We start from the raw sequence: 23,971 nt of genomic DNA on the forward strand, positions 1-23,971 counted from the left end.
TCATACAACTCAATGAGATATCTGCTCCCATAGCTGACGTTTAGCATCACTGTCTGCGAGCATTTCTTCTAATGTCGGCACAGTGGTCAGATTGGAATATTGGAGGCCGTCAGGTAGCGCTGTCAGTGCAGCAACTTGTATCTCTTCGCTTCGGCCAATTCGAAAGATATATCCTGCAAGACTGGCATTGGCAAGCTCAGCAGTATCCATACCATCACAAATCGGAAACGAGGTGGTCTCGCAAGTGATTGATAGCGCTTTAGTGATGTTTTGCCATAGTTTTTGACTGTCACTATTTAGCGCTTTGATATCAACCAATATTACCCAGTCACCATAGCGACCACCTTGCAGGTCAAATGGTGCTACTTTTTTTAAGCTATCATCATTTATTCTGTCATCACTAGCTCTCTGCGCAAATTGAGGTTGCTCAATATGTGTATTCGTAGAGGTTACAGCAGTTTGGTTCGATGCAGTACTTGGGATGTCATGATAGTTAGACCCAGCACTTGAATTAACAGCATCCGAACTGGCCGTATTTGAATCAACGGAATCAAAGCTATAAGTAACAGGGCTTTGCTCACTAGCCGTCTGTTCAGTGGTAGCTTGCAAATCAGTCTCATACTCATCGGCAACATAGCCGTTAGCATTATAGTCATTGATATCATAACCATCAGTCGGTTGATCAACTGTGCCTACAATTTTAGCACTCACTACTTCATTGTTGTTAGACTCAATATCAGTGGAATCAATATTTGACTGCTCAACCGAAGCTGTCGCAATGTCAGCCATATTGATGGTTTCTGACTCAGGTTGTACCCACTGATTGATACCCATCATCGCTAGAATTTGGCGTTGCTGCACACGGCGCTGTAATACAGTTAGCGGGTCTTGGGTATCACTCATTTGACTCTACTATCCTACTCATTTTGTTTATATCATTTATAGATGTTTTTATGGTTTTGGCAGCTCTCACTAAGTATGCATCACACCATTAATCAAATACTAGATCCATACCCATCAAAACAGCTGTCGAATACCCAGCCAACGCTCTGATATTACCAACAAACAATCGTATTCATCTTGGCTAATTATCGTATCGTGTAACATCACCGTATGCAACGTACTTAGCCATTGGCGATACTCATTATGAGTCGGCTGGTTCATCTCACTTTCATTATAATCTATTTGGCTACCCTCCTGTTGCTTCTCTCGATAATTATCAGCATTCTGAGCACCTACCAAGCGCTTGAAAGAGTGATTGGCCGAGACAGGAACCGCTAAAATAATCGCCAATAACTGCATGCTATTCAAATGCTGTGCGGTCAATAATAGCCACTGTAAATTAACATCGCTTACTGTGACGAGATCAATATTAATCAAGCGCGCATGCCGTCTCAAATCTACAATATAATGCGCCACACTGTCGTTACCTTCACTCAATAACGATCGGTCATGCATTGAGATCATCTGGCCTTTTGCATCTTTTGATAGTCGATAAGCCAATAAGACAACAACTGGTACTTCTGATTTATTAAGACCTGTAAACACCTGACCTGAAGGATCTAGTTGCGCCCTTACGTCTTCCATACCAGTATTCATTATCTGTGACCATAGAGACCGCGCGTCTGTATCTTGTAAAACTTTAGACAATATCGTTAGCAACTGTTGCAAATGTAACGCTTGCCATAATGATAATATTGGTGATTTTTGATGTGCTAAAGCTAACGAGTTATTCAGAGCAGCCGCATGAGAGTTATCACTAGGTATATTTTTATCTGATGAATCATAAGCTAAGCTTTTGGTTAAGTCAGATGTCAGTTGTTGGTTAAATAACTTAAATATGCCCTGCTGATAACGCAACAACATCGTACGGCATTTTTCTTGTTTTTTATAGTACTGATGACTGTCGTGACTATGATCGTCTTTACTTTTGAGCTTTAGACTTTCGATACATAGTTCAGATAAATTATTTTGATGCAATTGGTTTAAGGCGAGCTCAATCAAAGCGCTGTCTAAACGCCTGTCCAAACTGGCTACTACTGTCATCAGCTTAGTATCTATCCTATGTGGCAATACTTGCTCATGGGAAGTCGAGTCAGTCGCAACAGAGAAGCCATCATTCCAAATATCATTCAAACTATAAGTGGCAGTCGCTGATAATGATTGATGCTGATGACAAAGCAAAACAGCTTCGATTAATGCTAGCGCACCTAGAGGATGATGACTATGATTGAGTATATACTGAGGCAGTGATACCTTTTTAATATCATTAAATCCAATTAGTGTGTTTTCTGGTAGGTCAGCGTCAGGTTTGGACTGCCACGGTTTTAATAGCTGATGAGTACTAACATCTTCGGACTGTACTTGAAGCCGCCCCTCAATTACCACATCAGCTTCTACGGTAAACTCTAAACCATCATCACCTTCTGATTCGCCACTATCTTTATTACGACTGTCGCTTATAGATTCAGCAAGAACTTTTCTATCATTTGGCTGTTTAGTGTCACCTGTATTAATCGTTGCAGCTGTTTGAGATCCAAGTAACGCCGACTGCTGCAAGTTTTTTTCTGGAAAATCTTCACTTAGGCTATTTTCTTTTATTGCTCCCCAATCACCTAAGCGGCGTTGCCTATATATTTCTTTAACCTTTTGCTGATTTATTCGCTTTTCTTTGGCGATTTGTACCGCAAACTGATGATAAGCATCCGCATTAATAGCGCTCATACGCTCAGTCAAGCTTGGATGGGTGGCAAACCATGACACATCTCCTAAGTCTGCCCCACTACTAGCAAAGAAAAAATGACTGAGTCCATTGATATCGGCGATGCCAGACAAACGCGAGCCGATCGAGTCTTGATGAATGGCTTTTAAGGTTTCGATAATCGCAGGCGTACGTGTCAATTGAACACTAGTGGCATCAGCAAGTAGCTCACGCTCACGATTAAAACTGTGCTTAATCAACTGCGCGCTTGCCATGCTAGAGAAGCTTAAACCATGCAGTAGCAATGTCCAGACACTACGCGGGGCTTGACGATCTATTATAGGTGGCGTTTGTACCCATTTAGACTGACGCTTGGCTGAGGACTGCTGTTGTTGTGATTGCTGCTGCCAGTAGGCGACCCATTCACTATGCGTGGTGAAATTGGCCGTTTGCGCTTCTGTGTTACGCGCTAGCATATCAACCTGTCTCTGTGATAGAGACTTTTGGGAAATACTATCGCTATCAAAGTGACTATAATTAGAGAGGCTATTAGAGATGTGATTGGATATTGGGTCACTCCAGTCGTATAGTATCTGCAAGCCTGCCAATACCACCATCAGCTGTAAATTGAACGTAGCATCGCCGTGCAATATATGACCATATTCATGACCGATGAGTCCGTATAGCGCCTCATCAGACAGTTTATCTAGCGCACCTTGTGTAACGACAAGTACCATATCTTGGCTATGGCGACCAGCGACAAAACCATTGATACCCTGCTCGTCAGGTAACACATACAAAATAGGGGTTTGCAAACCTGCCGCAATGGCCAGTTGTTGAGCGATTTCATAGTAGCGACGATAAACGGGCGGAAAATCGCGCTCATCACGTACTGCTATATGACGTGAACTATAGCGAACCTTTTCTTCAGCTTCGTGTTGATGAGCGACTCCTTGACTGTGCTCCCATGCTTCTTGACTTTTATCAATGAACAGCCTAACCGCTCCTACTCGCTGAGCAATAGCGCGACCACCTGTTCGCAGGCGTCGATATTCTAAAAAACTACCACCAACGAAACTGCCTAACGTCAAGACAATGACCAGAACCAATACCCAATGATATATGCCGCCTGTAAATACTGTCAGCAGTATAGACATGAGAGCCAGTCCTACAGCCATATGAGCAAGTACAATCAGGAAAAACAGTCCATAAAGTAATAGACTGCGCCGCGTACGTATCCGCTGTTCACCAAAAAAATCCATCAGATTAGGCTGCCTAGAGTTCGCCAAAATTATCTCAACCTTAGCCCATATTGACAATCGGTGCCTGAGCAATCGCTTCTCTATCTTCAAATACCAACGGACTGAGTGGACGAAAGCCAAAGGTCGTACTGACGAGGTTATTCGGGAATACTTCGCGATCGTTATTATAAAACATCACGCTGTCATTATAATGCTGACGCGCAAACCCGATGCGATTTTCCGTATTGGTTAACTCATCCATGAGCTCCTTGATCATACTATCGGCTTTGAGCTCTGGGTAAGCTTCGACGACAGCAGAGAACTGACTCAACGCTTTAGACAACATACCTTCTGCTTTTGCAAATAGTGCCATATGCTCTAGCGAGTCTGGCTGATGCTTATTAGAGTCCTGTAGATCTTGGGCGTGATTGCGCGCACTAATGACGCGAGTGAGGGTTTCTTCTTCATGACTCAAATAACGCTTAGCGGTTTCGACCAAGTTTGGAATCAGATCATGACGACGCTTTAGTTGCACATCTATTTGAGCAAAGCCATTCTTTGCTTGGTTACGTGCGCGTACCAATCTATTAAAAATGGATACCCCAAACACAACCACCAACACCACAAATGCAATGAATAGCCAAACAAACATCTTCATAATCAAACTCCAAGGTGTCTAGAATGTTAATAAAAAGTTAATACATTGTATTTTAACTCATATTAATCAATAAAACCTCAGAACTAGATCGGAACTACAAAGGAAATCGAACAGGGAACTAAATCGAAATTAAATAAGCAAATAGATAACCATCAGACAAAATTTTGACAAAAAAAAGCCCTTTACAATGAAGGGCTTAATACATTACAAATATGTCTTTGATACTTTATAAATATAATTATCAAATTTTAGGCAAAAAAAAGCGACTCCATCAGCACATCCTCGGCACACACTATAACTATTACCGTTGCTACCTTCCGGTCCTGGCGGGATTCATAGAACAATGTTGCGAGGCTACCAATGGAGCCACCAGTCGCAAATTATACAAGAAATTTTTAATTTTACAACCCCTATCTTAAAACTGTTTGCTTTAGGCCCTAAATAGCACTGTCATTTAGTTCATTAGCTCAGGTCCGCAATGTATGAGCACAAATTATATCAGTAACTTAGGTCACAAAATTCTCACAGCAACTTATATGAATTTTGCTATTTTAGTGAATGAAGTTGCACCCATGTCGATTTCTAGAGAACAATAGGGACGACTTTTCATGTATAAATGAGCGTTGATAATTGTCATTTATATATTATTAGAATCAACTTAGGAGATAATAATGAAAAATACTTTATTGAATAAAGCAGCACTAGCTTCTGGCACGGTTTGTCTCATGACAGCAATGATGGGTAGCGCCCATGCCGAGCCAACAGGCTATGATCAACTAACGTTTCAGACAGAAATAAAAGAAGAAATTCAGAACGACGAAGTACGTGCCAGCCTGTACAAAAAAGCACAAGCAACTGACTCTAAGACCCTAGCCACAATGCTTAACACTTCAATCAACAATGCCATGAAAATCGCCAAGCGCTACCCTAGCGTGACCGTGAGCACAGGGCAACAGCGCACCTATCCACGCTACGACAAAAACGATAAAATCATTGGCTGGACAGGTCAAGCAAACATAGACTTAAAAAGTACAGACTTTTCAGCGACTAGCCAAATAATTGCTGATTTGCAAGAAACCTTGGTGATGGACAATCTTAATTTTGGCGTATCAGATACCAAAAAGGATGCTCTAGAGCAAAAATTAATGACCGAAGCCTCTCGCGCTTTTCAGCAGCAAGCTAAGAGCCTTACCCGCGCGTGGGATGCTCGTGGCTATCGCGTCGTCAATGTTAACCTAAACACAGGTAGCAACTACCCACGTCCGATGTATAGCGCTATGAGCATGAAATCAGGAATGGCAGATGAGTCAGTACCAAGCCAAAGCTTTGAGTCTGGCAATAGCACTATTTCGGTGACTGCTAACGGTACTATCGAGTTAACTAAATAAAACAGCTTATAGTTAAATAAAATAAGTGATTTACATTAAAAAAGGCAAGCATCGTTAACGGTGCTTGCCTTTATATTCAATCATTATTGAGACCATTATTGTGACTGAGCAACTTCCTGTTGACGCAGTTTTAGCATCAATTTTTGATACCAAGCTAACTTTTGATAAGCCAACAGCTGCGCTGCCTTTCTTTTGTTGTCTTGCAATGTGGTCGTATTTTGAATCACGTATACAGTACGTGTGATTTGCTCAAGTGTTTGGCCAGTTTCGCTTTGTACAACCGCCTTGATTGTATGAGCACCTGGCAAAACATCAACAGTAGCAATAGATGCACTTAAACCTTGTGCAACCTCTTTATCATCAAAATAAATACGGGCACTATCACCTGCCTGTAACGCAGGCTTAATCTGCACATTGACATCGATATTCTGTACTGGACGACGATAAGCTCTCTCTTCGCTAGGTTCAGTAATTACTAACTGATAGTTTACTGGCGTGGTCACCTTAGTATTTATCGCAGGCGACTCAGTAGCAGTCACTGTCTGCGATGCACTTGATGATTGGCGACTTGTATTAGAATTGGTTGTCGTATTCAGACTAGTTGACCTGCTCGTCTCATTACCCGTCGTAATAGCCGTTTGACTGACTTGTTTACCAGCCTGCTGCTCATAATCCTGTGGACGGTCAGTAAAGGTGACTTGACCGGTTTGCTCATCAACCACTTTATAAATAAGTGCAGCATTCGTGAGAGATGTACAAAGACTAGCGAGAGCAACCGTAGTCCATAACCCAACTCTAATCCTACTCTTCAAGAAACTCGGTTTTGCTAATAAAGTCATAATCCATCAACCTAGATAGTGTCTACTATTAATATAATTTTATCAAACTATTATGCGTGAGTTTTGACATGAAATCAGTATCGATTTCAAAGAAAATTCGACAACTGGACTGATACACTTTATTAATACGCATAAAAAAACCAGCTAAGAATAACTTAGCTGGTTTTTTCGACTCAAAATAACTGAGTGCTTTAGCGACTAATTAGCAGCTGTAGTACATATCAAACTCAACAGGGTGTACAGTTACGTTCAGACGTTGTACTTCTTCTTCTTTCAAAGCGATAAACGCTTCTAACATGTCTTCAGTGAACACATCACCTTTTAATAAGAAGTCATGATCGTCACGCAGTGCTTGTAGTGCAACGTCTAAGCTCTCTGCAACCGTTGGGATTTGTGCTTCTTCTTCTGGTGGCAAGTCATACAAGTTTTTGTCAGCAGCTTCGCCTGGATGCATTTTGTTTTGGATACCGTCAAGGCCGGCCATCAACAATGCAGCAAACGCTAGGTATGGGTTAGCCGTTGGATCAGGGAAACGTGCTTCTACACGTACCGCTTTCGGACTGCTTACGTGTGGAATACGGATAGATGCTGAACGGTTAGATGCTGAATAAGCAAGTTTGATAGGCGCTTCATAATGTGGTACTAGGCGCTTATAGCTGTTCGTTGATGGGTTAGTAATCGCGTTCAACGCACGAGCATGCTTGATAATACCGCCAATGAAATACAATGCTGTTTCAGACAGACCAGCATACTCATCACCAGAGAATGTATTTACGCCGTCTTTTGAGATTGACATATGTACGTGCATACCTGAACCGTTATCACCAACGATTGGTTTAGGCATAAAGGTCGCTGTTTTGCCAAACTGATGCGCAACGTTATGAACAACATATTTCAATTGCTGAACTTCATCCGCTTTACGTACCATCGTGTTGAATGCAACACCGATTTCAGACTGGCAAGAAGCAACTTCATGGTGATGAACTTCAACCGAACCTTCACCAACGATTTCTTCGATGCGTTCACACATAACAGCACGCATATCATGTGAGCTATCGATTGGTGGTACTGGGAAATAGCCGCCTTTCACACGTGGGCGATGCGCCATGTTGCCCCACTCGTAAGTCTCGTTAGTCGACCATGCTGCTTCTTCAGCCGTGATCTTATGACTAACGCCAGACATATCGACTGACCATTTAACATCGTCAAATACAAAGAATTCAGGCTCTGGACCGAAATAAGCAGTATCACCGATACCAGTAGACTTTAAATACTCTTCAGCGCGACGTGCGATAGAACGTGGGTCACGGTCATAACCTTGTAGCGTTGATGGCTCGATGATATCGCAAGTCACTACCACAGTCACCGCGTCAAAGAACGGGTCAACAAAAGCAGTTTCTGGATCAGGACGCAAGATCATATCTGACGCTTCGATACCTTTCCAACCAGCGATTGATGAGCCATCAAACATTTTGCCGTCTTCCATGACATCTTCATCAACGGTATGCGCTGGGAAGCTGATGTGCTGCTCTTTGCCGCGTGTATCAGTAAAGCGAAAATCAACCCATTTAGCATTAGAGGATTGGATAAGATCTAATAGTTTATTCGACATGAATAGTCTCCGTTGTGTTGATCACGTAATTGCGATTTAAAATTATTAATATGATGTTCTTGTCCAAGAATGTCAGATGTGCTCTCAATACTAAAACAGCGCATTCGATATTATGCTTATTATCAGCACTATTTTGCGTATTAGTCAAGATGCTCATCTAAAGCGTTTACTTAATCAGACCAATATTTGTGCACATGGTCTAACATACGCCAATTCAATCCTAACGACATTCTAGCAATATACAACTCATAATGCTGAACTCTTCGGGCTCTTGTTAATAATTATTTTTAGACCAATTTCTTGGCTTTAAAATAATCATAACAGCAATAATGCAAAGGCTATGCCAATGTATTGTCACTCCAACCACAGATATAGTTGTAGGCAGATATAATTATCAATATTTACAGTGATTTATACGATTAATATCATTGGATATTAATTAATTCCCATCAAATTCAGTTTTAGAATATCACTTAATTAGAGCACCAGTTGAGAACTAAAAGCACTCAATTGGTGCAAATACAAATATATTTATTATTAAAATGCTATTTTATAGTGCAATGCCAATAGTTGAATTCATAACATTACCCTTGGTCAAACTATCCTCGTTATCGATACGATAATAAAAAATATGTTTTTACTTGGTGCTTACTTAGATAGCCTATACCCTACATTTGATAGAAAACAAAATAGTGATAAGATAACCGCGCGCAATAACCTCCTCTGTTATAGTCATAGCTGCTTGTGTTTGGCAATCAAGTGACTCGATAACAGTGAGAACAAATTTCATGTTAAAAATATAATAAAACTGATAAGTTGAAGCCTTAATGATTTTGATGATCGATAATTACGATAGCTTTACGTACAATATCGTACAGTACTTCGGTGAGCTAAAGCAGGACATTACTGTCTGGCGTAATGATCAGGTCAGCATTGAGCAGATTAAAACCCTTGCACCTGATGTCATTGTGATTGGCCCAGGTCCGTGCGATCCTGACCGCGCGGGTATTTCGCTGCAAGCCATTGAGACATTTAAAGGGATTATTCCCATACTGGGTATCTGCTTGGGTCATCAAGCGATCGGTCAAGCCTTTGGCGGTCAAGTGGTCAAAGCTGGCGAAGTCATGCATGGCCGCTTATCAGCTATTTATCACAACGAGCAAGGTGTGTTTGCTGGATTACCTAACCCGTCACAGGTTACGCGCTATCATTCGCTCGTCATTGATAAGACAAGCCTACCAGACTGCCTTGAGCTCACCGCATGGACACAGAATACTGAAGGTAGTATTGAGGAAATCATGGGTATTCGCCATAAAGAGTTTACTGTAGAAGGCGTCCAGTTCCATCCTGAGTCGATATTGAGCGAAGCAGGTTACCAATTGCTCAATAACTTTTTACAGACTCATGGCTTAGCTACTCTGACATCCGATGAGCTACCGCAAGTTGGCTAGATTTTACTAAAAGCATGTTAATAAAAATACTACTTTTATAAGCCCATGCCACATTTCACACAGATTCACATAAAAAATAATAGTAAGTGAGACCATAATGAGTACGACAAAAATAGAAGAAACGCACACGCCAGAGAGTATTGCAAAATTGTCTGATGAGCAAACGCATCAATTGCTAACCACAGCTTTGGGTAGAATATTTCAACACATTGACTTAACCTTTGATGAGATGTATCAAGTGATGCTGATTATCATGCAAGGTAGATGCAGCGACGCTATGATGGGCGCTATCTTGACAGGACTACGCATGAAAGGCGAATCCATCGACGAGATTACTGCGTCTGCCAGTGCCATGCGTGCACTAGCCGCCAATATTGAACCAAAGAACTGCGATTACTTGGTAGATATCGTTGGTACTGGCGGTGATGGTGCTAACTTGTTCAATGTCTCGACTGCATCGGCGTTGGTTGTTGCGGCAGCTGGTGCACAAGTTGCTAAGCACGGCAATCGCGGCGTTTCGACCAAGTCTGGTAGCTCAGACTTACTTGAGCAAGCAGGTATCAGTCTTGCGCTCACGCCAGAGCAGGCGAAAGACTGTATCGAAAACCAAGGTATTGGATTTTTATTCGCACCCAATCATCACAGCGCCATGCGTTACGCCAACCCTGTACGCCGTGAGTTAAAAGCGCGTACCATCTTTAATATTTTGGGCCCATTGACCAACCCTGCTGGCACGCCAAACTTAGTCATCGGTGTGTTTACCGCGCAGTTATGTGAGCCGATTGCTAAGGTAATGAAAAACTTAGGCGCACGTCATGTCATGGTAGTAGGCGCAAAAGATGGTCTTGATGAAATCAGTCTTGCGACTTCGACCACAGTCGCTGAGCTAAAAGATGGCGAGATATCAGTTTATGACATGATGCCAGAAGATGCGGGTATCGAATCTCAAACCCTTATTGGCCTCGATGTCGACTCTCCAGCACAAAGCCTTGAGTTGATTCGTGCTGCACTATCTGGAGCCGACACTCATGACCGTGCCGTACTTAAAGCACGTGACATGATTGCGCTAAATGCAGGTGCCGCGATATACACCGCAGGACTTGCCAGCAACTACCCTAACGGTGTTAGCCGAGCACAGAAAATCATTCAAAATGGTGATTCTTTACTCAAACTTGAGTCTTTAGCCAACTATACCCAACAGCTAGTCGCTCAAGGTTAATCTATACGCATTTATATACTGTCTATAGTCAAAAAAATCTAAAACGGATACAAGGCAGCCGACCACAGATTGTACAAATCGTACATCTAGGAAGGGAAACGCCGTAGCCATTTAGTAGTTATTAATAGCTCTCTGACTGTATTTACATTTAACGATATTCGGATACCAGTATGACCACAACCCATTCAGACATACCGTCAGTGCTACAGCGCATTGTCGCCACCAAAGTAGAAGAAGTAAAAGCCGCTCGCGAAGCATTGTCTTTAGAGGACTTGAAAGCACAGGTCGCAGCTGATGATAAACCGCGTCGAGGTTTTGCCGCGGCATTACATGCTGCTGGCACTAAAGAAAATGGTATCGGTATCATTGCTGAGATTAAAAAAGCCTCACCGTCTAAAGGCATTATCAATCATAACTTTACCCCTGCTCTATTTGCGCAGCAGTATGAGCAAGCAGGCGCTAGTTGTCTGTCTGTATTGACCGACCGTGATTACTTTCAAGGCGATGACAGCTACCTTATTCAAGCGGCTAATACCTCAAGCTTACCGATATTACGTAAAGACTTTATGATTGATGTCTATCAAATTTATCAATCCTACCTAATGGGCGCTGACTGCATCCTACTCATTATGGCTTGCCTAGATGATGCCCAAGTACGAGAGCTACATGCACTCAGTATTGAGCTTGGTATGGACGTATTGATAGAAGTGCATACCAAATCTGAGCTTGAGCGTGCGCTACAGTTGCCACGTTCAGTACACAATATTTACGGTATCAATAATCGTGATTTAAATACCTTCGATGTTGACCTGCAAACCACGCTTGATCTTAAGAATATTTTAAACGACGCACTTGCTACTGATAGTGCTGAACAAAAACCACTTATCGTGACCGAGAGTGGTATTCATAGCAGTGATGATATTCGTTTGATGCTAAATAATGATATTCAGCACTTTTTGATCGGTGAGCAATTTATGAAAACTGATCATCCAGGGCAAGCGTTACAATCCTTACTTGCGGGCGTCGCAGCAGACGGGTAAAGTAACTCAATAATTTATGTTTCAATAAATGCTCGATAGCTTGAACAATGTCTGTGCTATAGACATTGTTCAATCAACCATTCATCAATCAACGATACGTTAACTTTTATGTCAAACTCTCTGTTTTCAAAAGAAATGCAAGACCAGCTTAAAGAACTCAAAGGCCAGCTGAGCAAAGGCCGTGATACCAATTCACCTGAAGGTGAGAATCAAAAGCCAACTGAGCCGGTGTCGCTACCGACTCAAAAGCAAGTAAAAAAGACGGTTAAGCAGCTAGATAGTGAACATATCGATGACGATAAAGTTCTATTTATGCAAGCCATGCACGGTGTCAATCAGTTAGAAGATAAAAATGTCCGCTCACCTGCCAGCGCAGCTAGAGCAGGTAAACCTGATGCAGCGACACTATCAAAACGTGCTGCGGCTCAAGGTAGTGAAGCCAGTGATTTAGGTGCAGGCTTGTCAGATATGCAAGCACTACTAAACCCTGTCGCTGCTGAAGCTTATTTGTCTTATAAGCAGCCTACACTGCAAAATAAAATCTTTGATCAGCTCAAAAAAGGCAAGCTGCGTTGGTATGATGCGGTAGATATCCATGGCTGTACAATAGAAGAAGCTCGCGAAGCAATGACTCAACTATTGAGCCAAGCCAAGCAGAAAAACGAAACTATGGTAAAAATCGTACATGGTAAAGGTAGCGAAGCGATTCTAAAAACTTGTATTAACGGCTGGTTACGTCAATTGCCAGAAGTATTAGCTTTTTGCTCTGCGCCCCCAAAAGATGGTGGTAACGGTGCTGTACTAGTACTACTTAAAAAACCTAAAGCAGATGGCGAATAGGTCTATTGTTAGTGATACGGTACTACATAAAAAGGACTGCTTATTTGCAGTCCTTTTTTTATCAATCACTTATGGTCTAGAGGTAGACTGCAACAATTTTTCCTTTAATGAACGCTCTCTTTAATGTACATTCCATTTAATGTTAGCTTCTCATTCTGCATTAATATATTGACTTGAGCACCTTCTAATTAGCAAAGCGAAATCACTATGAGCATACAGACTATTGAAAACACCAACGAACTAGAAAGGCAGATTGCTACACTGATTACCATTGAACCAAGGTTTGCTCCTGTGCATAAGCAGGTTGGCACACCTAATCTTAGGCATAATGCAGGTGGGTTTGAGCAGTTGATGAGAGCGATGGTTGGTCAGCAGTTATCAGTTGCCGCCGCTGCCAGTATTTGGAAACGGTTGGTTGATGCAGAATTGATCACCCCGCAAGCTATACGTGAAGCGACAGACGATACTTTGAAGACACAGGGATTGTCCAAGCAGAAAACTCGTTATGTACGCTCTTTAGTGGATCATGATATAGACTTTGCAGCGTTAGAAACCTTTCCAAATGAAGAAGTCATAACAACCTTGACAGCTGTGACAGGCATTGGGCGCTGGACAGCTGAGATGTATTTACTATTTTCACTAAAACGTGCAGACATACTCGCTGTCGATGATTTAGCCATTAAAGTTGCAGCCATGGAGTTGTTAGGCTTAGCAGAGCGCCCAACACCCAAGCAGCTAAAAGACTTAACTCAGCACTGGTCACCTTGTCGCAGTGCTGCCAGTCTATTGCTTTGGTCGTACTACGGCTCATTACGTGATAAAACTGCAGTACCTTTATGAATAATTGAGCAAAGACATAGCTAGTGTTATTCACTACCACTCGTGAGCAAAGAGTCTCTTTTAAGGCTGGTTCCATATAGAAAAACCAGATTTATTTTTAGTGTGCTTAAACTTACTTTTTCTTAGCATATGACTTTTATGCTTTAGTGCCTTAAGCGCACCACTTCTGCTGACGGTCGCCATAGAGAATTTGTGGTGACTTGCGACATCATTTTTAGCCTTGTCGCTATCTTTACGAATATTAACGCCATCGTCGTTGCAATCTTTCCTGTATACGCTTGTGTTTACTTCCTTGTTATCAGACACTTCATTATTAGCAGAGTTACTACTGTTATCTGATTCATTTCCTGCTGCTGATTCATCAGTGCTACTTCCCACATGATGTTCAAGCTCCGTTTGATTAACAATCAACTGCTGAGTCGGCAATGCATGTTCTACTTTATATGTCGCAACTTTCTTTAATATATCGACAAACAAAGCGTTTTGTTTGTCATAGAACTCAATGATACCAATAGCATTCACATAAGCTTGCAACTGTATAACATAGCAATCTTGGCGCAGCTCCAAAATATTGACCTGATTCCATTCTTGATTGGTCAAATCATGCTCTTTTATAAATTCATCCAAGTCATTAACCATTTTAAATATTACGTCAAGATCAGCGGTACGCTTAATATATAAGTAATGGAAGAAACGAAACATATCCCGAGAGGTAAAGTTTTCGATCTGCATCGATGAAAAATCACCATTTGGTACCGTAACAATCGTCCGCGACAAGGTCCGTACACGCGATGAGCGAATACCAATGTCGATAACTGTGCCTTCGTAAGTACCGAATTTACAGTAATCACCGATACGTACAGGTGAGTCTGCCACCACTACAACACTACCAACTAGGTTTTCGATGGTCTTTTGCGCACCAAGGGCTAATGCCAAACCACCCACACCCAGTGCCGCAATACCAGTGGTCAAATCAAAACCCAAATTGCCAAAAATGACAATCACTGCAAATATCAGTAATAGCGCTTTGACGACTTTACGCAGCAATCCCAAAATTGAGACTCGCTCAGTATAGTTTTTCTTGTAGCTTAAATTTACCGCTCGGGTGAATATCGCATCGATCACTCGCAATAGTAGCCAAGTCAGCGCCAACCAAGAGGCTATATCCGTAAAGCGATTGACCGGCTCACGCAGGGTCACCGAAACCCCTGCATAAACCATAACCTCGGATAGTATCAGTGCCATGATCACGACAGATAATGGCAAAATAACTTTGTCTGGTAATGGCAACGGCGTCCCACGCACACGCGGATATACAATCCTTAATAAATGGTACAGCAACCATACCGCGACATAAGTGAGTACAAAGCTGGTCACAATCATGGTGAGCGCAGCGACCAAGTCAGCTAACTGATAGCCGAAAAGCTTTTTGCCATCTAAAGAATCAACTGTATAGCGAGAGACCAAGGTCGGCTCAGTATTTTCTATCACTTCTGGTACTGAGGTCAGCGTATCGCTAGAGAACTGCCAATATTGTTCATTCTGTTTTGAGACCACCCTTTCGAGTAGTAACGGAACACTTCGCTCGCCGATATTAATCACACCGACATTTTCTTGGCTAGGTGGCAGCTGGTCGGTCAGATTCCCTTCAGGGGTATTGCTGATCTGCAGGTCAGGCTGAAATCGCCCGCCTGCATCAAGTGCTTGTTTGAACTGTCGCACAACGGTCGTTGGGTTGTCAGACTTAGATAAGTTGAGATAATTACTTGCCAGCAAATAATCATTTTCACCCAGCGCACTGATAAACCCTTGTACCGTATGACGCGGTGTATCTCGGCCAAATGAATCAGGCAATGGCGTACTTACTGTCTCTCCACTACTGTCATTACCCACTCCAAGAGCCCCAGCCTCAACAGCATAAGCATTATTTGGCAAGCCAATACTCAACAGCGTAGTCAGTAATAGCATTGCGACTATAAAAGGCATCTTAGTAATAGCAGAGAATAAATCAGGCGAAGGACTGGGAGTCAGATTATGCTTGATAGACAAAACAAACCTCTTAGTTTAAAAATGGCATGATAAATGACAGGTGGCGTCCATACTATAGTAACAATTATTTATAACAGCAGTGCTTTTGATTACGCAATTTTGTAGCTAACTGTATTGGTATTTGGTTTCTTACTCTATGTGCGCTTCTAATATAGTAGGTATTTTTAAGGATAGGCTTCTCTTATACAGTGGTATAAATTCTCATAGAATATCTAAGTAAAGTAATTTTTAATAGACTATTAGCAAGCTAACATGAGTAGTATTCAGCCTACCCTGAATAAACATTAGGTTAAAGTAGTTTATAAAGCAGGCTAATTTGTAGATAATGAGCGCAGTTTTGCTTATATACTGTTTTTTGTAACTTTTGACCCCTTTTACGTCATAATAGTTACCTCTCATTTCTGCATTTTTAACTTGATTACTTTGGAATCGACTATGTCTGTATCACGTGCATCTTCACGTACCTATCTTCGTTTAAGTATTTTGAGCGCGCTTGGCTTACTTGCAGTAAATACCGCAATGGCAGCTACCTCTGAAAATACTTCCATCAACGATAGTAACCTACCACAAGTTGAACTTGATGAGATCGTCGTAACAGCGACTCGTACACCTACTAAAGTTAGCAATACGATTGCCCAAACTCGTGTAGTTAATAGTGAAGAGCTAAAGCACTATCAAGGCCAAAGTGCTTTTGAAGTTCTTAAGCAGCAACCTGGTATCAGTCATTATACTAATGGGGGCATGGGTACAGCTTCGAATTTTTATATGCGCGGTTACGATAGCAAGCAAATCTTAGTCTTGATTGATGGTGTTCGCTATAGTTCTGTTAGTAATGGTGGAGCAGCACTTAACTTATTGCCTGCCGATCAAATTGACCGTATCGAAATTTTATATGGTGCATCAGGCTCTAGTATATATGGTGCAGACGCGATGGGCGGCGTCATTCAAGTATTCACCAAAGGCGGCAATGTAGATCAAAGCAGCATGTCGGTTACTGCTGGCGTTGGCTCAAACGATCAATACTTATATGGTGCGAGTGCGCAGTTTGCTAATGATACTGGTACCACGTTGAGCTTGTCAGCCAGTCATAATGAAAGCGATGGTATTAGCGCCAAATTGCCCAATGCATCTGGTTATAATAAAGATGAAGACGGGTTTGAAAGCGACAACATGAGTATTGCTATAAATCAACGCATTAACGATCAATGGCTAGCCGGCGCCAGTGCTTTATACAGCAAGTCTACTACTGATTTTGATGATGGTGATTATGATAACGCTCATGCTGACCAAGAGAACGGTAGTGCTCAAGCCTATGTAGACTGGAGGTATATGCCAGGTTCTTCATTGAAACTACAATATGGCCATTCAATTGATAAGAGTGACTCTTCTAGTCAATATGGCGGGGTATTTGATACCAAGCAAGACCAAATAAGTTTACTCGGTCAACATCAGATCTCGATTGGTCAAGGTTTTTACGGGATCGAATACCTTAACCAGAGCTTGGACAGCAGTGCATATGAAATCGATGACCGTGATGTAACCAGTGCATTTTTTGGCTATATAGTTGATGTCGACCAATTCAATGGCCAAGCGAACCTACGTTATGATGACAACTCACAATATGGTGATGAAACTACTTATAACTTAGGCGGTGCTTATCATATTAGCCCTGATTGGCGTATTGGTACTAGCTATGCAAAAGGATTTCGCGCACCTACTTTCAATGATATATACCCTGGATACGGTGGTAACCCGGATCTAAAACCTGAAACCAGTGATAACTATGAAGCCTTTGTTGAATACAGCACGCCCTTACAGTCTACACGCCTAACTGGCTACTATAACGACGTTGAAGATTTAATCAGTTATGTTGCAAGTCCTACGCCTACCAACCCTTATGCAGGGGCTACTCAAAATGTCAACGAAGCCAAAATTAAAGGTTTATCGTTGACATCAGATTGGGCCATTGATAATTACTTATTTGGTGGTAGCTATGACTACCAGCAGGCAGAAGACAATAGTGGCGGAAGCAATGATGGTAACTATCTTCCCTACCGTCCTGAGCATAAAGGCTTAGTATATATTGGGTACCGTCTGCCAAGTTTGGATATTCGTGCTGAATATCAATATGTGGGTAACTATTACAGCAGAATTACCAATACCGAGGCTCAATTTGTAGACAATTATGGGTTGCTGAATATCAGTGGTAGCTATGAACTGACTGATAACCTATCCATGACAGCACGTTTAAACAATATCACTAACGAAGATTATATAACAGATATTGGCTATAACACTGACGGTATCAATTACTTCACTTCCCTAACTTACAACTGGTACTAAGCTAATTTAGCAATTAAAAACCTAGCGCTTATGTAAATATAAAAGGTCATCTACAGGTGGCTTTTTTTATACCTATGAAAAACATACAGGTGCTTATGCCATGATTGCTTATCATTTATCTCAGTCAATAGGTGACAATTAACCCCTCATCTATTACAATAACGACCTCCGAGAGGTGTTGCGCCATAACAGTGATTTACTGCCTTGACATTCTATCGTTATGCAATCACAGGTTATGTTAGGCTCGGTTAACTGTCGAGAGACCATGTTTTTGGTCGCTCACAGCGCAAACAACGGCACCTGCGTTTTTATTCTTTTTATCATTCGTTAACCACTGATAGGAGCATATTATGGACGCAGTGTCTACTACACCCTCTGCCCATACGATCGACCCCTCTTTCACTGACTATAAAGTTGCTGACATCAGCCTTGCTGATTATGGCCGCCGTGAAATCACCCTTGCCGAAGCCGAAATGCCTGCCCTAATGGGTTTGCGTCGTCGCTACCAAGCTGACCAGCCACTTAAAGGCGCGAAAATCGCTGGCTGTATCCACATGACCATCCAAACTGCTGTCCTCATCGAGACACTAGTCGCGCTAGGTGCGGAAGTCCGCTGGACCTCATGTAACATCTTCTCAACGCAAGACCATGCTGCTGCTGCGATTGCTGCTGCTGGTATCCCTGTTTATGCGTGGAAAGGCGAAACAGAAGAAGAGTACGAATGGTGCTTGCGACAGCAAGTACACGTTGGCGGCGAAGCATCAGGCCAGCTGTGGGATGCCAACTTAATCTTGGATGATGGTGGTGATTTGACTGCTTTGATTCACGATGATTATGCTGAGCTTCTTGATAACATCCATGGTATCTCAGAAGAAACCACTACTGGCGTTCATCGCTTGGTTGAGATGCTTGGTAAAGGTACACTTAAAGTACCAGCCATCAACGTCAACGATGCAGTGACTAAATCTAAAAACGACAACAAATATGGCTGCCGTCATAGCTTAAATGACGCTATCAAACGTGCTACCGACATGTTCCTTGCGGGTCGTCGTGCGTTGGTTATCGGTTACGGCGATGTAGGTAAAGGCTCTACACAAAGCTTACGCCAAGAAGGCATGATTGTCCGTGTCTCAGAAGTTGACCCTATCTGTGCCATGCAGGCATGTATGGACGGCTTTGAAGTATTATCACCATACATCGACGGTGACAACACTGGCGGCGCGGACAATATCAACAAACGCTTGCTTGAAGACACAGACTTGATTGTCACCACGACTGGTAACTATCACGTTTGTGACCGTCATATGCTAGCGGCCCTTAAGCCTGGTGCGGTTGTATGTAACATTGGTCACTTTGATACCGAGATTGATACTCAGTTTATGCGTGATAACTGGCGCTGGGTTGAGATCAAGCCACAAGTTCATCAAGTATTCCGCTCAGATGATGAAAACGATTACTTGATTTTACTTGCCGAAGGTCGCCTAGTAAACCTAGGTAATGCTACTGGTCACCCATCACGCGTGATGGACGGCTCATTTGCTAACCAAGTATTGGCTCAAATGTATCTGTTCGAAGAAAAATTTGCTGATTTGCCAGCTGACCAACGTACTGACAACTTATACGTAAAAGTATTGCCTAAGAAATTAGACGAAGAAGTGGCCGCTGCGATGGTTGCAGGCTTTAACGGTACGCTAACTAAACTAACTGAAAAGCAAGCTGAGTATTTGGGTGTGCCAGTTGAAGGTCCATTCAAGCCTGACGCTTATAAATACTAAAAGGAGCCTGACTGTGAGTAAGCCTGCTTTCTCCTTTGAGTTCTTTCCTGCAAAAACCGAGCAAGGTCACGAAAAGCTTCTTGGCACTTATGATGAGCTGAATAAGTTGTCACCGGCGTATTTTTCGGTAACCTACGGTGCGGGCGGGTCAACTCGCAGCCGTACTTTAGACATTGTACAAGCACTAAGCGCGCGCAGTGAGACTGAAATTGCGCCGCATATGTCTTGTATCGGCGATGACAAAGCGCAAATCGCTGAGTTACTTGAGTTTTATAAAAGCTTAGGCATCAGACGTCTTGTCGCACTACGTGGCGATTTGCCATCCGGTCAGGTGGGTATGGGTGAGCTGCCATTTGCAGTAGATTTGGTCAAGTTCATTCGTGAGCATTCAGGTGATCACTTCCATATCGAAGTGGCCTCCTACCCTGAAATGCACCCACAAGCGCGTAGCTTTGAGTTTGATATTGATAACTTGGTAAATAAATACCAAGCTGGTGCCAATGCGTCGATTACCCAGTTTTTCTACAACGCTGACAGCTATCTGTACTTGCGTGATAAGTTAGAGAAACGCGGTATTGATACAGTAGCTCAGCCTTTGGTCGCTGGTATCATGCCAATTACTAATTCAAGTAATCTCTTGCGTTTTGCTGATAGCTGTGGTGCTGATATTCCGCGCTATGTACGTAAGCAGTTGACAGATTTTGGTGATGACAGTAAGGCTATTCGTGAGTTTGGCTTTGATGTGGTTTATCGCTTGTGTGAACGCTTGATTGCCGAGGGCGTACCTGCCATGCATTTTTATAGCATGAATAAAGTCGAGCCAAACAAACGCTTAGTAGAAGCTTTGGGATTGACTGCTTAAGCACTTAAGCATTCTATAATATCCTTTAATCATTCTTGAATACATTATTAATGACTGGCGCTTCTAGGAGCGCCAGTTTTTTATTGTCAAAATTTTGACCAATAACCCTTTACCGTTTTATTCATACACTTTATCTTATTTGATTTTTAAAAATTTCTTCACTATGTAATAATGCTGCTCTAAAAATAATTATCTTTATTAAGAAAAATTCTCATAAAACAAATGTCATTAATTGTCTCAAGTGATATTCTATAGATCTAATAATAACTATAATCAATCAAACAATAGGAATAAGACCACGTGCGACGTTTTTTTTATGCCGTTAACAACGACAATGCTGATGCCTCACCACTACCTAAATTGGGTGAGTTACCGCTAGGTAGTAATGTCGAATTACCCGATAGTGTTGTCCATCACTGGTGCCGTGTACTACGAGCCAATATTGGTGATCAAGGGATTTTATTCGATGGATTTGGCGGCGAATATATAGTAAAGCTACAGGCAATCAGTAAAAAAAATGCCACTGCTACTTTGCTTACACATATAGACGACGATCGTACGCCGCCTACTATCACTCAGATTGGTTTGGTAATGAGCCGCGGTGAGCGTATGGACTATGCTATTCAAAAAGCAACTGAGCTTGGGGTAACTGCTATTCAGTTGCTCAGCAGCCACCATGGCGAAGTCACATTAAAACCTGCTCAAGTTGAAAAGAAACTGGCGCATTGGCAACAAATAGCGATCGCAGCTTGTGAACAATGCGGCCTTAACCGCCTACCTCTTATTCTTGCGCCACAATCTATCAACGAATGGCTAAGCAATACCAATTCTGACGCTAAGACTACTGAGGCTATGGCTACTGACGTTACGAAGGCGCAAATGGCCGTCAGTTCTATCGTTTCTGTACTTAGTCATGATCCTTACTACCAAGTATTAGCAAACGCTGCAGATCTATGTATGCAAATGAGTGTACCAGCAGCAGGACAACCTGCCATGCCTAACGCTCTATCTGATATTCTTAAACAACAGACCCCTTATATCAAACTGTTGATCGGGCCTGAGGGTGGTCTGAGTCAAGATGAATGTCAGCAAGCGGAAAGTGTTGGATTTGAGCGTTGGCAAATCGGCACAAGAGTCTTGCGTACCGAAACTGCACCAGTAGTAGCATTAGCTACTTTACATGCTTTAAGCACCTAGTAAAAACTGATAAGTACTAGTAAGACTATCGTAGTTTTCATCTTTTATGCTTATAGTCAAAAATAACGTCTGTTCTTCATCGTACATGGTAAAACGCGATGTCAACTCAATGTAAATAAATTGATAATGCAGTTCTTATTTTTATAAGCCTTTATCTTTTGTGAGCCACTATTATGAGTAATTTTGACACTCTTCCAGTATCAATCAAGCAGCAGTTGATGAGTACGCTATGTGAACAACTTGAAGACGCCATATTTGTACTAGATAATAATTTACGTTATTTAGCGGTTAATGCCAGTTATGAGCTTATAATTGGCTACAAAGAAGAGTTCTTGGTTGGTCGGCCCCTTGGTATTTATGCTGCTGAGTTTTTATCAGAAGCAGAGCAGCTGATCTTAAAAGACATTAGTAAAAATCTAGACAGTCATGGATTTTACGAACTTGATTTTTCGATGATTAATCGTTATGGCGAACCTATTGATTGTCATGTCACTTATCGCAAGATTTATGTCGAACAGACGGCTTACCATGTCGGTATGCTGCGTGACATGTCATCCGTTATCAAAGACCAAAAACAAGTCGCGCATTTACTCAACTATGATCAGCTTACAGGTCTTCCTAACCGCAAGGTGTTTTTGAGTCAGACAAGTGATATGCTATTGGATAGTTATCAAGAGATTGTCCTTGTACGCTTAAATATTGATCGTTATCGCAATCTTGCCAGCCTACTAGGGCCTGATGGTGCCAATGACTTAATAAGAAACTTTGTAAAAGGAGTCGAAAAGCTCAAACTGCATAATTTACGCTCTTTTTCTCACTTTGGGGGTGATGATTTTGCGCTACTGTTTGAAGTTAAAGATGCCAATATGGTACGCCATCAGCTAGACACACTCATGCAAATGTGTGAGCGTCCCTTCTCTACTGACAAGAGCCATGCGACAGATGCAAATATCTATTACCATATTTCTGTGGGTGTGAGCTGTTTTCCAAAAGACGATAATGAAGTAACGGGTTTATTGACCAAAGCAGAAAAAGCATTAGACTATGTCAAGCAGCATGGAGGCGATGATATACGTTGGTACGATGAGGCAATTGAAAGCGCTACCGCTGGCAGTTTAGAGTTAGAGTCTGAGCTTAGGACTGCTACCATTGAAGGTCAATTTGTTCCTTATTATCAGCCAAAGTTCTCATTGGAGACTGGTGCTATTACAGGTTTTGAAGCATTGGTACGTTGGCAGCACCCTACTCGCGGATTACTCAAGCCCGTTCATTTTATCAATGCCATTATCGCGCACAAGCTCTCCTTTGATTTGTTTTCGCAACTGGCCATTAAAATCGTCAAACAACTAGCCGTTTGGCAACAGCAAGGGTTTCATCAACACGTCTGTATCAACGCTGATGCTGCTGAGTTTAGCCACCCTGACTTCTTTGATATGGTGAGCACACTACTGACAGAGAATGACGTTGCTGCCCATCAGTTGCATATTGAAGTGACCGAGTCGTCTTTGATTCAGCGTCATGATAATGTAAAAAAACAGCTTAACTCGCTTAGAGAGCTTGGCGTACGTCTAGCGCTCGATGATTTCGGTACTGGTTATGCATCATTGAGCTACTTGCAAGAATATCCATTTGATTTTATCAAGATTGATAAGAGCTTTATCTCCAATATTGAAACCGATCGTACCCAGCACGCGATTGTAAAAGCCATTTTAGACTTAGCAGTCGCTTTAGACATGCAAGTCGTTGCTGAAGGTATCGAAACTGAGCAGCAGCGCGATGTGTTGTTAGATATGGGTTGCAAAATTGGTCAGGGCTATTGGTTTAGCAAACCCGTGTCTGCTGATGTCGCCACTGCGATGCTGATTCAACAAAATGCTTCTGAGTAAACGCTAAGCTATAACTTATAACTTATAACT

General features: G+C 42.1%; 17 protein-coding genes and 1 other RNA gene. 11 read left to right on the forward strand and 7 right to left on the reverse strand.

The annotated features are described in order from the left end of the window. Window positions 1-9: 9 nt before the first annotated feature. The 4 genes from JMX91_RS07095 to ffs all read right to left on the reverse strand — a co-directional run bounded on the left by JMX91_RS07095 (window position 10) and on the right by ffs (window position 4,963). Complete coding sequence (locus tag JMX91_RS07095) at window positions 10-903, reverse strand: DNA polymerase III subunit psi (protein ID WP_201548290.1); 894 nt, start codon at window positions 901-903, stop codon at window positions 10-12. A gap of 114 nt (window positions 904-1,017) precedes the next feature. After that, entirely contained in the window at window positions 1,018-3,990 is a 2,973-nt protein-coding gene (locus JMX91_RS07100) for a M48 family metalloprotease (protein ID WP_227679321.1), read from the reverse strand. 13 nt (window positions 3,991-4,003) lie between these two features. Next, window positions 4,004-4,600: a LemA family protein gene (locus tag JMX91_RS07105; RefSeq protein WP_201548292.1), complete on the reverse strand. Its 597-nt coding sequence runs from the start codon at window positions 4,598-4,600 to the stop codon at window positions 4,004-4,006. Between the two features lie 266 nt (window positions 4,601-4,866). Beyond that, window positions 4,867-4,963: signal recognition particle sRNA small type (gene ffs, locus JMX91_RS07110), an RNA gene on the reverse strand. A 308-nt stretch (window positions 4,964-5,271) separates the two neighbouring features. Here ffs and JMX91_RS07115 point away from each other — a divergent pair. Further along, window positions 5,272-5,988: an SIMPL domain-containing protein gene (locus JMX91_RS07115; RefSeq protein WP_201548294.1), complete on the forward strand. Its 717-nt coding sequence runs from the start codon at window positions 5,272-5,274 to the stop codon at window positions 5,986-5,988. Between the two features lie 95 nt (window positions 5,989-6,083). On the opposite strand, the gene JMX91_RS07120 is transcribed toward JMX91_RS07115, so the two are convergent. Then, entirely contained in the window at window positions 6,084-6,827 is a 744-nt protein-coding gene (locus JMX91_RS07120; RefSeq protein WP_201548295.1) for a DUF4124 domain-containing protein, read from the reverse strand. A gap of 202 nt (window positions 6,828-7,029) precedes the next feature. Continuing rightward, window positions 7,030-8,439: a type I glutamate--ammonia ligase gene (gene glnA / locus JMX91_RS07125; RefSeq protein WP_057760355.1), complete on the reverse strand. Its 1,410-nt coding sequence runs from the start codon at window positions 8,437-8,439 to the stop codon at window positions 7,030-7,032. 827 nt (window positions 8,440-9,266) lie between these two features. Here glnA and JMX91_RS07130 point away from each other — a divergent pair. The 5 genes from JMX91_RS07130 (at window position 9,267) to JMX91_RS07150 (ending at window position 13,829) form a co-directional block, all read left to right on the forward strand. Then, entirely contained in the window at window positions 9,267-9,890 is a 624-nt protein-coding gene (locus JMX91_RS07130; RefSeq protein ID WP_201548296.1) for an anthranilate synthase component II, read from the forward strand. A gap of 97 nt (window positions 9,891-9,987) precedes the next feature. Next, a complete protein-coding gene (gene trpD / locus JMX91_RS07135) occupies window positions 9,988-11,109 on the forward strand; it encodes an anthranilate phosphoribosyltransferase (protein WP_201548297.1) in 1,122 nt (373 codons plus the stop codon). Between the two features lie 170 nt (window positions 11,110-11,279). Further along, the gene (trpC, locus tag JMX91_RS07140; protein ID WP_201548298.1) at window positions 11,280-12,149 is read left to right on the forward strand and encodes an indole-3-glycerol phosphate synthase TrpC; all 870 of its coding nucleotides are present in this window, start codon (window positions 11,280-11,282) and stop codon (window positions 12,147-12,149) included. A gap of 108 nt (window positions 12,150-12,257) precedes the next feature. Beyond that, on the forward strand, window positions 12,258-12,989 hold the full coding sequence (locus JMX91_RS07145; RefSeq protein WP_057760364.1) for a Smr/MutS family protein: 732 nt from the start codon (window positions 12,258-12,260) through the stop codon (window positions 12,987-12,989). 207 nt (window positions 12,990-13,196) lie between these two features. Beyond that, window positions 13,197-13,829 carry a DNA-3-methyladenine glycosylase family protein gene (locus JMX91_RS07150; protein WP_201548299.1) on the forward strand — a complete coding sequence of 211 codons (633 nt, stop codon included), beginning with the start codon at window positions 13,197-13,199 and terminating at the stop codon, window positions 13,827-13,829. Between the two features lie 60 nt (window positions 13,830-13,889). Here the strand turns inward: JMX91_RS07150 and JMX91_RS07155 are convergent, their stop codons facing one another. Then, window positions 13,890-15,815 carry a mechanosensitive ion channel family protein gene (locus tag JMX91_RS07155; RefSeq protein WP_413786783.1) on the reverse strand — a complete coding sequence of 642 codons (1,926 nt, stop codon included), beginning with the start codon at window positions 15,813-15,815 and terminating at the stop codon, window positions 13,890-13,892. 498 nt (window positions 15,816-16,313) lie between these two features. Between JMX91_RS07155 and JMX91_RS07160 the strand changes: the two genes are divergently transcribed. The 5 genes from JMX91_RS07160 to JMX91_RS07180 all read left to right on the forward strand — a co-directional run bounded on the left by JMX91_RS07160 (window position 16,314) and on the right by JMX91_RS07180 (window position 23,941). Continuing rightward, window positions 16,314-18,221, forward strand: coding sequence for a TonB-dependent receptor plug domain-containing protein (locus tag JMX91_RS07160; RefSeq protein ID WP_201548301.1), 1,908 nt, complete (start codon window positions 16,314-16,316; stop codon window positions 18,219-18,221). Window positions 18,222-18,571: 350 nt separating this feature from the next. Further along, the gene (gene ahcY, locus JMX91_RS07165; protein WP_201548303.1) at window positions 18,572-19,996 is read left to right on the forward strand and encodes an adenosylhomocysteinase; all 1,425 of its coding nucleotides are present in this window, start codon (window positions 18,572-18,574) and stop codon (window positions 19,994-19,996) included. A gap of 13 nt (window positions 19,997-20,009) precedes the next feature. Beyond that, on the forward strand, window positions 20,010-20,858 hold the full coding sequence (gene metF, locus JMX91_RS07170; RefSeq protein WP_201548305.1) for a methylenetetrahydrofolate reductase [NAD(P)H]: 849 nt from the start codon (window positions 20,010-20,012) through the stop codon (window positions 20,856-20,858). A 300-nt stretch (window positions 20,859-21,158) separates the two neighbouring features. Beyond that, window positions 21,159-22,055: a 16S rRNA (uracil(1498)-N(3))-methyltransferase gene (locus JMX91_RS07175; RefSeq protein ID WP_201548307.1), complete on the forward strand. Its 897-nt coding sequence runs from the start codon at window positions 21,159-21,161 to the stop codon at window positions 22,053-22,055. Between the two features lie 173 nt (window positions 22,056-22,228). Then, on the forward strand, window positions 22,229-23,941 hold the full coding sequence (locus JMX91_RS07180; protein WP_201548309.1) for a putative bifunctional diguanylate cyclase/phosphodiesterase: 1,713 nt from the start codon (window positions 22,229-22,231) through the stop codon (window positions 23,939-23,941). Window positions 23,942-23,971 lie beyond the last annotated feature (30 nt).

The organism is Psychrobacter sp. Pi2-1 (assembly GCF_904846645.1).
Lineage (GTDB): Bacteria > Pseudomonadota > Gammaproteobacteria > Pseudomonadales > Moraxellaceae > Psychrobacter.

Coding starts and splice junctions, on each gene's coding strand:
- JMX91_RS07115 (WP_201548294.1), top strand. CDS start 5,272: ATGAAAAATACTTTATTGAATAAAGCAGCACTAGCTTCTGGCACGGTT.
- JMX91_RS07145 (WP_057760364.1), top strand. CDS start 12,258: ATGTCAAACTCTCTGTTTTCAAAAGAAATGCAAGACCAGCTTAAAGAA.
- JMX91_RS07150 (WP_201548299.1), top strand. CDS start 13,197: ATGAGCATACAGACTATTGAAAACACCAACGAACTAGAAAGGCAGATT.
- JMX91_RS07105 (WP_201548292.1), bottom strand. CDS start 4,600: ATGAAGATGTTTGTTTGGCTATTCATTGCATTTGTGGTGTTGGTGGTT.
- JMX91_RS07095 (WP_201548290.1), bottom strand. CDS start 903: ATGAGTGATACCCAAGACCCGCTAACTGTATTACAGCGCCGTGTGCAG.
- glnA (WP_057760355.1), bottom strand. CDS start 8,439: ATGTCGAATAAACTATTAGATCTTATCCAATCCTCTAATGCTAAATGG.
- JMX91_RS07130 (WP_201548296.1), top strand. CDS start 9,267: ATGATTTTGATGATCGATAATTACGATAGCTTTACGTACAATATCGTA.
- JMX91_RS07120 (WP_201548295.1), bottom strand. CDS start 6,827: ATGACTTTATTAGCAAAACCGAGTTTCTTGAAGAGTAGGATTAGAGTT.
- trpC (WP_201548298.1), top strand. CDS start 11,280: ATGACCACAACCCATTCAGACATACCGTCAGTGCTACAGCGCATTGTC.
- JMX91_RS07155 (WP_413786783.1), bottom strand. CDS start 15,815: ATGCCTTTTATAGTCGCAATGCTATTACTGACTACGCTGTTGAGTATT.
- JMX91_RS07160 (WP_201548301.1), top strand. CDS start 16,314: ATGTCTGTATCACGTGCATCTTCACGTACCTATCTTCGTTTAAGTATT.
- ahcY (WP_201548303.1), top strand. CDS start 18,572: ATGGACGCAGTGTCTACTACACCCTCTGCCCATACGATCGACCCCTCT.
- trpD (WP_201548297.1), top strand. CDS start 9,988: ATGAGTACGACAAAAATAGAAGAAACGCACACGCCAGAGAGTATTGCA.
- JMX91_RS07180 (WP_201548309.1), top strand. CDS start 22,229: ATGAGTAATTTTGACACTCTTCCAGTATCAATCAAGCAGCAGTTGATG.